This window comes from Thiomicrorhabdus hydrogeniphila, assembly GCF_054656895.1.
This window is the reverse complement of the sequence record NZ_BAAHXL010000001.1, coordinates 2,315,129-2,327,625: the sequence shown is the minus strand read 5'-3', so window position 1 is coordinate 2,327,625 and position 12,497 is coordinate 2,315,129. Positions and strand designations below refer to the sequence as shown.

Sequence of the window (12,497 nt, the reverse complement as noted above, 5' to 3'; positions counted from 1 at the left end):
AAATAAGGAGAAATTTATGAGTTGTCCATTTGCACAAACCAATGTGGCATTGCATCGTAGTGGGTTTCCTGATGCGCCGTTTCCTGATCCAAGTCTATATGAAAATTTGGGTGAACAAACCATTACCAATGTCATACGCTATCAGCATCAGCTTTTATGGAAAAGTGATATTCATGCCTTGTATGGTGATGATTTAGCGCATTTTAAACGCATGGTTGAATATACCGTATATTATTTTATAGAGATGCTCGGCGGGCCAAAACTCTTTACCCCTCTTCGAGGAGAGGCCAGATTAGGACGAAGACATAAAGTATTTTTATTAACACCATATCATCGAAAAGTGTGGCTAGAATGTTTAAGAAAAGCCTTATACCAATTTTCAGTGCCAGCTCAATTCGCGCAACCAATATGGGATTGGGTTGAACCTTTGTCTATGCGGTTTTTGGTGCCAAGAGTGCCTGTTGAAGAGTTGACTAGAGAGTCATTATTTAAGAGTGAAAAAGATTATGATTGAAGGGGTAAATTTAACGGCAAAGCAAGGCAACGCTATTGTTTTTAAACACTTAGATTTAAGTTTGAAATCAGGTGAAGTTGTTAGTCTACTAGGGCCAAATGGTTGCGGCAAAACAACATTATTAAGAACCTTATTAGGGTTGCATCCAAAAGAGGGCGGTCGCATTTTATGGCGTGGTCAAGCCGCGCATAATATGAAAGCAAAAGAACAGGCTAAGTTTGTTAGCTATGTGCCGCAATATCACAAGCTTGCCTTTGGTTACTCTGTAATTGATATGGTCTTAATGGGTGTGATGGCAGGGAGCTCAGAATGGTCGCGAAGCACTAAACAGCAACGCCAAAAAGCTCAGGATGCTTTAGATATGTTAAATATTGGTCATTTAAGTCAATGTTCATATACTGAATTATCGGGTGGACAACGACAGCTAGTGTTAATTGCACGCGCGTTGGCGCAAGAAACGCCCTATATTTTTTTAGATGAACCAACTAATGGTTTAGATTACGGTAATCAAATAAAGCTGTTACATAAAATTCAAACTTTAGCCAATGAACAGCGCTGTATTTTAATGACGACCCATCATCCAGACCATGCGTTAGCGGTATCAAATAGAGTCATTGCCATGCAAGAAGGCAAGTTGATTTTAGATGGTTTACCAAAACAAGTCGTAAACTTTGAAAATATGGCGAAGTTATATGATATTTCTACAACAGAAATTAATCGATTTAAAACACAATTAAATGATTAACGATTCTTTAAATTCATCGGTTACTAAGTATAAAAGTTGCAGAAGAATGGTATGAACTGATTTTTGATTTTATATTCAAGATGAATGCTAATTGGATGGCATAATCTCAGAATATCGTGCAAAACTTAAAAAGCCTTTTGGATCTATGGTATCCAGTTTTGGGCTTACAAAAGTTGCACAAAGTAGATGGTTAATGCCGTATTCTTTGGCTGTCGTTAGGGCATGTACATTATCATCAATTAATAAGGTTGTTCGTGGATTGTAAGCCACCACGTTTTGTATTTCAGACCAAATGGTTATATCTTCTTTGGGCATACCAAAGTCATGAGCAGAAATTAAATGATCAAAATAGGGCGCAATCTCAGTCATTTCTAATTTAATCGCCAAGCTATCACGATGTGCATTGGTTACCATAACCACCGTTTTATTGTGCTGTTTTAAAAAAGCTAAAAAATCCATCACTTCAGGGTGCACCTTAATTTGGTGTCGCAATTCACGTTTTAATTCAGCAATAGGCAAGTCTAAAGTTTCTGTCCAATAATCTAAACAGTACCAATTAAGCGTACCTGTTTGAGAATGGATTTTTTTATGAATTAATTCCTTAGATTGCTCAAGCGTAATGGCATTTTTATCTGCATAAGCCTTTGGAATTACGTCCATCCAAAAGTTCCAGTCAAAATGCAAATCAAGCAAAGTGCCGTCCATATCTAAAAGTACGGTTTCAATTTTTAACCAATCAACTAAGGTATTTGTAGTGGTTTGCTGCATTTGAATTTTTTGCCCCTTAGAGTATGATGAATCGTTATAAGAATTATAAAAGTTTTCAAAGCTATTTTAGCAAAATGGAGTGCTTTGTGACTTTGCATATAAAACACTAGGTAAATTTTAGGTTAATATAAATGTCAAAAACACCCTCCAATAAAGCGCCTACCATTTTAGCTGAAAACATCGCCGCACAATCGCGGATTTTTACAGTGCAAACCCAAGAAATTGAGTTTTCTAACGGTACTCAAGTGATCTATGAACGCTTATTAGCTAGTGGTGATGGTGCGGTACTAATTATACCGTTGTTAGATGATGATCATATTTTGCTTATTCGGGAATATGGCGCTGGTGTTGGGCGTTATGAGCTTGGCTTTCCAAAGGGTAAAATAGACCCGGGTGAAACTTGGAAAGAAGCGAGTATTAGAGAAAGCCAAGAAGAAATAAGCTATTTACCTGCCAACGTTAAGTTGTTAGATTCTGTCAGTTTAGCCGCAGGGTATATGACTCACCTTACCCATATTGTGTTAGCCACCGGTTTAACAGAGCAAGATGCAGAAGGAGATGAACCTGAACCGCTTGAAGTGGTAAAATGGCACCTTTCTGATTGGCATCAACTGATTGCACACCCCGACTTTAGTGAAGGTCGTGCTTATGCTGCACTCATGCTATTACTAAAAGAACGTGGTTATATTTAATCGCCACTCATATTCCATTCCCATCTAGGAACATCATGTCTCATTCGGCTTTACCGCTTAAAAAATGGTTACCACAAATTTGCGAAATTGCGTATAACGCTGGCCAACTTATTTCTGAATATTATCATCAAGATGACACCGTGGACATCGAACGTAAAGCAGACGGTTCGCCCGTTACAATCGCCGATAAAGCCGCCGATAAGTTAATCTGTTTAGCGCTCAGAGATTTAACACCAGACATTCCTCTTATTACTGAAGAAAGTATTGAACAAGTGCCTTTTGAAAAACGCCAGGCCTGGTCAACCTACTGGTTAGTGGATCCGCTAGATGGTACCAAAGAATTTATTGCCAATACAGGTGAATACAGCGTAAATATAGCGCTGGTACACAATCATCATCCGGTATTAGGTGTTGTTTATGGTACAGAATTAGGCGATATGTATTTTGCGTATAAAGAACAAATAAATAATCAAGAATCAAATCAAGAAGAGAATACAGCAGCCAAGCTCACAGACTTAATGCCTAGCAAAATTAAACAAACATTTGATTGGGTAAGTTTAGTAGGGCAAGCACAGAAGATACAGGTTAACGCCTTGCCTCAGGATGATGATGAATACAAAGTTGCAGTAAGCCGTAGACACGGAGGTGAATTACAACGATTTATCAGTCAGTTAGGCCATTGCTCAAAAGTCAAAATGGGTTCGGCACTCAAAACCTGCTTAGTAGCCGAAGGTAAAGCCGATATTTATCCTCGGTTTGGGCCAACCTCATTATGGGATACTGGTGCAGCACAATGTATTCTAGAAGTAGCAGGAGGTGCCGTAATCAATGCAGCAGGCCATCCGCTTGAATACATACAAACTGAATCACTACTCAACCCATTTTTTATTGCCGTAAGTGATAAAAACTACGATTGGCCAGCTTTTCCAGAAGTAATGTAACTTACCCAATATCAAAAAAGCTTTAAAGCTATAAAGTTAACCACGAAGACGCGAAGTCACGAAGTGTTAATACAAAGCGCAATAACAAAAAACTAACGCCGTCATTGCAAGCGAAGTAATCTATAAAACACCAGGCCTGGTAAAAAACTTAAATACAAAAAAAGCGATTAAACTGAAAAGGTCTAATCGCTTTTTTATTGGCTAAATTATAGGGTTTAAGTGAGGTGTTTAGCTCAAGGTCAAGGCAGTTAAGGACGAAGTTTACTCTTGCAAACGTGTTACTTTGTAATGTGGTTTTACCAATTTACCCTATGTTTACAATATATTATCGGCCACAGGAAATACCTGTCATTTATACCCACCCTTGCGGGGTGTGGTAATTTTAAAAGACAATAAAAAAGCGACTGAATTATAAAATTCAATCGCTTTTAATTAAGAACTTTATTAAAGTTAAAATGAGGTGTTTAGCTCAAGGTCAAGGCTGTTAAGGACAAAGTCTTTAAACAGAAAATTTTTGCCCAAAATCAAGGCGGTTAACAACGAAGTTTACATGTGTAAACGAGCTGTTAAGCAACGCAGAGTTTGGGCAAAAAGGCCTGTTTAAAGTTTGCAAGCACCGCCTGCGCAGCCATCATCCTCTTGCGAATCATCCGCACCATCACGTGTATTGTGGTAATACAATGTTTTAAGCCCCATTTTATAAGCATACAGTAGATCTTGTAGTACAAGCTTAATGGGAACCTTGTCTTCGTTAAAACGAGCAGGGTCATAGTTTGTGTTTGATGAAATCGCTTGGTCAACAAACTTTTGCATAATCCCAACCAATTGAATATAGCCTTTGTTATCTGGGATTTGCCATAGTAGTTCATAGTCATCACGATGTTCTTTAAAACCGGGTACAACTTGTTTTAATATGCCGTCTTTTGAAGCCTTAACAGATACATAACCACGAGGTGGTTCTATACCATTTGTTGAGTTGGTGATTTGTGATGAGGTTTCACATGGCATTAATGCGGTTAAGGTTGAGTTTCTTAAGCCGTGTTCTTTAATTTCTTGGCGCAAGGTTTCCCAGTCTAGATGAAGCGGTTCACTACAAACTTCATCTAAATCTTTTTTGTAGGTATCAATAGGTAAGATACCTTGAGAATAAGTGGTGTCTGCAAAGTAGTCACAAGCACCTTGTTCTTGCGCCAATTTATTGGATGCTCTTAATAGGTTGTACTGAATTGCTTCAAAAGTACGGTGCATTAAGTTATTGGCAGAACCATCTGAGTATTTTGTTTTGTTTTTAGCTAAATAATAGGCCATATTGGTAACACCGACTCCTAAAGTACGGCGTCCCATGCTGGCACGACGAGCCGCTTCTACAGGGTAGTCTTGATAGTCTAATAGGCTGTCTAAGGCACGAACAACTAAATCGGAAAGTGTTTCTAACTCTTCTAAGTTTTCTAAAGCCCCTAGGTTAAAGGCTGAAAGAGTACACAGTGCAATTTCACCATTAGGATCTTCTACTGAATTTAGGGGTGCAGTTGGCAGTGCAATTTCTAAACACAGGTTTGATTGATGTACCGGTGCTTTACTTGGATCAAATGGGCTGTGTGTATTACAGTGATCGACGTTTTGAATGTAGATACGCCCAGTTTGTGCGCGTTCTTGAGCCAATTGGGTAAATAGATCAATGGCTTTAACTTTTTTCTTACGAATCGATTCGTCGGCTTCATAAATTTTATATAAGCGTTCAAATTCATCTTGATCTTCAAAGAAGGCATCATACAAGCCAGGTGCATCAGAAGGACTGAATAGGGTAATATCTTCACCTTGAATCATACGTTGATACATGGTGCGGTTAATTTGTACACCATAATCTAAATGGCGAGCACGGTTTTCTTCAACACCACGGTTGTTTTTAAGCACCAGTAATGATTCTACTTCTAAATGCCAAATTGGGTAAAACAATGTGGCAGCACCGCCACGTACACCACCTTGTGAACAAGATTTAACGGCAGTTTGAAAGTGTTTGATAAATGGAATCATACCCGTGTGGTAGGCTTCACCACCACGAATTTCACTACCTAAGGCACGAATACGACCTACATTCACACCAATACCAGCACGTTGCGAAACGTATTTAACAATAGAGGAAGAAGTCGCGTTAATAGAGTCTAAAGAATCACCACACTCTATTAATACACAAGAACTAAATTGACGTGTTGGCGTACGTACACCAGACATAATTGGTGTAGGTAAAGACAGTTTAAATTGTGAGCAAGCATCATAAAAGTCTTTAATGTATTGCAAACGTGTTTCTACAGGGTAGTGTGCAAATAAACACATAGGAATAAGAATATAAATAAACTGCGGGCTTTCATAAATTTTACCCGTTACTCGGTTTTGAACCAGGTATTTACCTTCTAACTGTTTTACTGCGGCATAACTAAAGGTTAAGTCACGTGCATGGTCAATATAGGTATCGAGTTCATCAACTTCTGCTTTAGTAAAATCTTCTAATAACTGGCTGTCATAATGGCCACTACGTACCATTTTATTGATATGTTCAAACAGCGTTGGTGGGGTAAAGCGATCAAAGGCTTTTTTACGTAAGTGAAAAATAGCCAAACGTGCTGAAAGATGTTGATAATCAGGTGCACTTTCTGAGATTAAATCGGCCGCTGATTTTACAATGGTTTCATGAATGTCTGAGGTAGTAATTCCATCATAAAATTGAATGTGAGAGCGTAATTCTACCTCTGAAACCGATACATTTTCTAAGCCTTCGGCAGCCCATGTGATTACTCGGTGAATTTTCTCCAAATCAATCGATTCTTGGATGCCATTGCGTTTAGTAACTTTAATATTTTGACTCGTCATGGGCGTATTTTTTAACCTGTGTATAAAGCTTATGAAGTGATAATGTAATCAAAAAAATGAATTTTTAGTAAATTCATCAACTTAGCTTAATAATGAAATGTAGGGTATTAAATTATGAGCTAATTGTGTTGTGTATCCAAATTTAGAAATCCACTATATATGGTTTTAACTAAAAAGGCGTAACGCAAAATATAGTAGATTTTGCGATATCGTGCAAGTCTTAAATTTGGTGGATTTATACACATCATTAAAGGCTAATATTGTGGAAAAAACCCTAAAATGCCTTAAAAATCTTGGCTTATAGCCTGTGGATAAGTCTGTGGGGAGTTAAATTTAAGCTTGGAAAATTTTTTCTATTTATACCAAAAAAAAACTATGGAAAATTTACAAAATAATCCTTGCAATTTAAGAATGCCGAATCCATGCGGGTTGCGTAATTTTACTACTTGTTTGCATCAAAATAGCCCCTGTTTTGCACCGCTTTGAATAACTTAAAAATTACCCGAGTTTTAATGGGGCTATTTTAGTTGGTTTGAATGCAGTTTTTCAGGTCATGTTCAAATTTTTGTATATCAAAAGTGTGCTGTTCTGGTAAAAGGATTTCAAGACGACTGTCACGACGATATGCAATGTATTCACGTGAAGATTGATTATTAACCCATTGGAATAGCATCCAGGGTTTACCGACTTTAAATACGCCTTTAGCACGTTTAATATTTTGGTTAGAGTTTGTATTATTAAAAGATTCAAAAAGCGTCTGTAATGCCTTCCAGCTAAATGTAACAGAAGGATCAAAAACCCAACCAATAGAGAGTGTTGCTAATTGTTGTTGTGATTGACGTTTTACCAGGCCTGGTAAATCTATATTTAACGGTGGTAAAAAAGCGTGTTTAGAATCGTGACCCTCATTCATTGCGTGAGAGCGGTTTTTGTTGTTAAGTGTTAAAGGCTTAGCAATCGGTTTCAGATTTGAACTTTGATAGAGTAAGTTCGCATTAATTTTAGATTGCTGGGTGGTGATAATAGCTGTTTTAGCTGGAAATAGTGCGTTAGCGTATTCTTGAAGTTCTAGTAAGTTTTGCTGGATCGCTATATCTTGTTTGTTGAGTACAACAACATCAGCCATACTAAATAAGTTTTGTAATATCAGGTATTGTTTTATTTCACTTACGGTAAGGTTAGTGCTGTCTATAACGGCAAAAGTAGTCTGTATATCAAACAATGGGTGAAATGAACTGTCTTGTAATAAATCAACTAAAATATCAGGTTCACCTAGGCCGGTAGGTTCAATAAACAATCGGTCTGGTTGTATTTGTTTAACGATTTCTTCAATGGCTTCTTTAAGCTCATGTTGTGCTGTGCAACAAATGCAACCACCTGGTATTTGCTTAATATGAACGATATCACTATTGGAACTGTTTTGGCTCTGCAAAATACTGCCATCAATACCAATGGCACCAAATTCATTGACTAAAATAGCCCAAGATTCGTTAGCTGGTTTTTGTTTTAAAAACTGGGTTATCAGCGTTGTTTTGCCTGAACCCAATGAGCCTGTAATTAAGTTTACAGCGGTTTTTTTAGTGAACTGAGTAAACATATAAGATATACATTTAATCTTTACAAGATAGTTGGTTTAAGCGCTGGTTGATAAATATTAATAAATCATCAGACGGCAGTGGTTTGCTACACAAATAGCCTTGTACTTCATCGCAATTAAAGCTCTTTAGTAATTCTAATTGACAGGTTTCTTCAACCCCTTCAGCAATGGTATTAATGTGCAACGCATGTGCCATTTGAATGGTGGCTCTTACTATGGCCGAATCAGCGTCATTAGGGTCAGAGATATCATTAATAAAAGATTTATCTATTTTTAACCGGTTAACAGGAAACTGTTTTAAATAGGCTAAGGAAGAGTAACCCGTACCAAAATCATCAATGGCAATTTTAATGCCTTCTTCAGCCAACTGGTTAAGTTTATAAATAGTATCTTTAATATCGGACATTAATAAACTTTCGGTTACTTCAAATTCAAGTTTGTTGGCAGGATAATTGGTTGTTTTTAATATGTTTTTTACATTATCAACTAGATTTTTATCATTAAACTGAACGGCAGATAAGTTTACCGACATCGTTAAATTAGGGTCAATTTTATGCAAAATTTGAGCTTGAGCAATAGAGGTTTCGATAACCCATGTACCGACTTGGTTAATTAATCCCGTCTCTTCTAAAATGGGGATGAAATCATTTGGAGGGATAATGCCTTGTTCTTTATGGTTCCAGCGAATAAGTGATTCTAAACCGATTATGCATTTTGTTTTTAAAGAGTACTGTGGTTGAAAATGCAAAATAAATTCATTGTTATGTAAAGCGGAACGTAAGTCAGTTTCAAGATTTAAACGTTTTTGTGCTTGGCTTTGCATGCTTTTTTCAAAAAATTGTACTGCAACTAAAGTCTCTTTTTTGGCTCTTTGAAGTGCCGTATTGGCTTCTTGCAGAAGAGTCTCAGGCGTTTTTGAATTTTTATTCTGTTTATTAGGTGTAAATAAGGTTACGCCAATACAAGTATCGATAATGACGTTTTTAGATTGTATAACAAAATTTTGAGATAGCTTGTTATGCAGCTGGTTTGCAATGTTTCCAGCTTCAACAGAAGCTTCTTCTAACGTATCTATGTCTGATAGATATAACACGGCAAATTCGTCGTTACCAATGCGAGATACGGTTTTATTAAAAATGTTTTCAAAATGTATTTTTTCTAGACGTTTTGACACTTGAATTAGTAGATCATCACCTGCTGAGTGACCTAATGATTCATTAAACAGCTTAAAACGATTAATGTTAATTAAAAATAAAAAACTATAATTTGGATGGTATTGATTAAGCTGCTGTTCAAGTCTATCAATTAAAAGATTACGGTTAGGTAATTGGGTTAAATTGTCATGATTGTTCAGGTAGTGAATTTCTTGTTGAGATTCTTTATCTTTGGTTAAATCAATGGCATGTCCAACGTAATGGGTAACTTCATGTTCATTATTAAAAAGAGCACTTATACTTTGCCATGTTGGATAAAGTGTACCGTCTTTTTTTCGGTTCCAAATTTCACCTTGCCATTTACCTTTTTTATTGATGTTTGACCATATCTTTTGATAAAAAGCGTTATCGTGAAGTCCTGATTTTAATATGTTTGGAGTTTGGCCAATTGTTTCTTCTTGACTATATCCTGTTAATCTAGTGAAGGCGCGATTAGCTCTAATGATGCGGTTGTTAGCATCCGTGATAATAATGGCTTCATAGCTTTCAAATGCAATAGCAGATATAGCCAAATCTTGTTGGTGTTGCTTTTGCTCTTTTTCAAGTTGTAATTTACCTAATACTAAGCCTAAGTCATAAGCGAGCTGTTCAAGCAGGATGTTAATTTCTTTGGTAAAAAAATTTCTTTTTTTCGAATAGGTAATAAAAAAGCCAATCACCTTTCCATTAAGCAGTATAGGAAGGGTGGCACTTCCTTTAATTTTCCAGCTACTCGCTAAATTGGCCCAGTTAGTATTAAGCAACCATGTTTTAAAATCATTTGTGATGACTGGAGCTTGGGTTTTATAGGCTTTAGCAATAGTACCGTTATTTTGGCCATCAGTAAGCGATACTTTAAAAGAAGTAATAATATCTAAATCATCCCCCGCAGAACTAATGGGAATTACGGTTTCTGTTTCATCTATTAAACCTATCCAACAACTATCAAATTTTGCCTCAGTATGAGTAATATCGCACACCGCTTGAAATAAAGGCTGTTTCTCATGAATATCAGCGATAGCGCGGTTTAACTTAATAAGAGTGGTAAATAGACCCTGTTGCTGGGACATATTTTGCACTGATAATGAGAGTTTTTTGTTTTCTGTAAATTGCCGTTTAAAACTTAAAATTACAAATATAAGCAACCATAAAGTAAGTGCCAACAAAATAAAGTAATACATATTGTTATTTGATTTTAATCGATCACGCTGTTGCATAAAATCAATATAAAAGGTCTGTAAATCTTGACTTAAATCTAAGGTTTTGAGCTGTAAATAAATAGATTCTTCTTTAGATAACGCATCTGTTAAAAGACTATTATGATGTAAGAAATTAATACAAGATTTTTCATGTCCGCTAGTAATAATCTGATGATTGATTTGTTTTAAATCAAAAGAGGTTTCTTGATTAGATTGTTTTTTAAATTTTAAGGCATTAATGAGGGATTTTTGAATCAACTTTATTTTGCTATTAGCATCTTCAGAAGAGGGTTGATTAATGTTATCAAAACATTCAGCAAAAGCCGTAGGCAAAAAGTTAATTGAAATTTGTTTAACGGCATGTGTTGTTTTAAATGATTCAATATAAGAATCTTGTTGATTCGCTTTAGTAATAATGACCGCAAGCGATTCTTTAAGTTTAGGGGTGTTTTGCACGGCTAAAGTATTGGCTAACTGGTTTAATGTGCTTTTTAGCTGCGCAGTTTGCTGGTTAAGCGTATCAAACTCTTTAATTTCTTGGCTTTTACCTAGAGTAACCGTTTGCATAATATCGTCTTGCAGAACATTTAAAAAATAAATGTCTTTGCTGACATTATCGCTACCGTTAATGAGCGGGTTAAGCGTTTTAGAGTAGATAATAAACATCAAACCCACAGAAAACAAAATAAGCACCCATTTATACCAAGCAATAGAGCTTGTTTGGTTTATTTGTTGTTCAGCGCTTTGTTTTTGTAAAAGCGGCTGTGGTGAATTGTTTTTCATGTAATTTGCTTAAGCCCGAAAAGATTAAAAGTGTTTACAGAATGGTTTAGTTATAACACGTTGTGTTTTTATAAAATAGAATCGTTTTATTATTGTTAATAAAATTTATCCGTATTAGCAATAATATTTAGAGAGGTTGGCCTTTATATTCACCGGTTAAAGTGTGTAAAAAAGCGACAATTTTATGCATTTCTTCTTCTGGCATAACAGTGGCTAATTGAATTTTACTCATAGTGTTTACGGCTTCTTCAAGTGTTTGAGCGGAACCATCATGAAAATAAGGTGCAGTTAAGGCAATGTTACGTAATGAAGGCACCTTAAAAACATGTTTATCATTTTCATTACGTGTTTCTGTAAAACGACCATTCCATTTTGGATTATTAAATTGATCTGTTTCAGTAAAAACTCTCGATTTTTGAAACATATTGCCACCAATATTTATACCTTGATGGCAAGAAATACAGCCGTAGGTTTTAAACAAATGATAGCCTTCTAATTCATAGGTATTAAGGGTAAAGTTTTCACCTTTTAAATACCGATCAAAACGAGAATTAGGTGTAATTAAAGAAGCATTGTATTCGCTTAAAGCATCTACCAAGTCATTAGCGGTTATTGGCAATGTGTATTGTTTTTTAAATAGTAAACGATACTCTTTTGAGTTATTTAAATAGTTAAGTACCGAGTTCCAGTCTGTATTTGCCATCTCATTAGGTGAAAATAAAGAATCGGTGATTTGTGAGGTAAAGTCTTTAGAGCGACCATCCCAAAAAAGTGCAAAATTATACGCGACATTAAAAATTGTTGGGGTATTAAATTCAGTTTTCTGGTGGTTTGCCCCAAAAGATGTTTTTAAGTGATCAGAGCCACCTAATTTTAAATTATGGCAAGTAGCGCAAGAAACGGTTCCATCTATAGATAGATTTGTATCGTTAAAGAGTTTCTCACCTAAAAGTACTTTTTGTTTATTTGTATGGCTTTGTTCAGGAAGAGGCTTAATAACTTTATGAGTTTGTTCTGATCGATTGTTGAGATAATTTTTTAAAGCATCTTTATTTATATCTGGCTTTTTGATGGATATATGAGAGTAAAAAAAGAAACCAAGCAAAATGGTTAATATAAATAGTGCGATATAGCTATATTTTCTATTATCCATAGGAATGAATTTCAGCTTTATATAAAGTTAAGTGAATAGCGGGT

9 protein-coding genes are annotated in these 12,497 nt (G+C 35.9%); 4 read left to right on the top strand and 5 right to left on the bottom strand.

From position 1 onward, the window contains the following. Positions 1-16 precede the first annotated feature (16 nt). Positions 17-514 (top strand): globin domain-containing protein, encoded by a 498-nt coding sequence (locus tag ACYQ0E_RS10490; protein ID WP_460188176.1) that lies wholly within the window; start codon positions 17-19, stop codon positions 512-514. Further along, entirely contained in the window at positions 495-1,259 is a 765-nt protein-coding gene (locus ACYQ0E_RS10485; RefSeq protein WP_460188175.1) for an ABC transporter ATP-binding protein, read from the top strand. Before ACYQ0E_RS10490 ends, ACYQ0E_RS10485 begins: the two co-directional genes overlap by 20 nt. 87 nt (positions 1,260-1,346) lie before the next feature. Here the strand turns inward: ACYQ0E_RS10485 and yrfG are convergent, their stop codons facing one another. After that, entirely contained in the window at positions 1,347-2,027 is a 681-nt protein-coding gene (gene yrfG / locus ACYQ0E_RS10480) for a GMP/IMP nucleotidase (RefSeq protein ID WP_460188174.1), read from the bottom strand. Between the two features lie 131 nt (positions 2,028-2,158). On the opposite strand from yrfG, the gene nudE reads away from it, so the two are divergent. Next, a complete protein-coding gene (gene nudE / locus ACYQ0E_RS10475) occupies positions 2,159-2,719 on the top strand; it encodes an ADP compounds hydrolase NudE (protein WP_460188173.1) in 561 nt (186 codons plus the stop codon). A 35-nt stretch (positions 2,720-2,754) separates the two neighbouring features. Continuing rightward, on the top strand, positions 2,755-3,660 hold the full coding sequence (locus ACYQ0E_RS10470; protein ID WP_460188172.1) for a 3'(2'),5'-bisphosphate nucleotidase CysQ family protein: 906 nt from the start codon (positions 2,755-2,757) through the stop codon (positions 3,658-3,660). A gap of 600 nt (positions 3,661-4,260) precedes the next feature. Here ACYQ0E_RS10470 and nrdA read toward each other — a convergent pair. From nrdA to ACYQ0E_RS10450, 4 genes are all read right to left on the bottom strand, one after another. After that, on the bottom strand, positions 4,261-6,528 hold the full coding sequence (nrdA, locus tag ACYQ0E_RS10465; RefSeq protein ID WP_460188171.1) for a class 1a ribonucleoside-diphosphate reductase subunit alpha: 2,268 nt from the start codon (positions 6,526-6,528) through the stop codon (positions 4,261-4,263). Positions 6,529-7,051: 523 nt separating this feature from the next. Beyond that, the gene (locus ACYQ0E_RS10460) at positions 7,052-8,125 is read right to left on the bottom strand and encodes a CobW family GTP-binding protein (RefSeq protein ID WP_460188170.1); all 1,074 of its coding nucleotides are present in this window, start codon (positions 8,123-8,125) and stop codon (positions 7,052-7,054) included. 13 nt (positions 8,126-8,138) lie between these two features. Beyond that, entirely contained in the window at positions 8,139-11,300 is a 3,162-nt protein-coding gene (locus ACYQ0E_RS10455; RefSeq protein WP_460188169.1) for an EAL domain-containing protein, read from the bottom strand. Positions 11,301-11,427: 127 nt separating this feature from the next. After that, on the bottom strand, positions 11,428-12,453 hold the full coding sequence (locus tag ACYQ0E_RS10450; RefSeq protein ID WP_460188168.1) for a cytochrome-c peroxidase: 1,026 nt from the start codon (positions 12,451-12,453) through the stop codon (positions 11,428-11,430). Positions 12,454-12,497 lie beyond the last annotated feature (44 nt).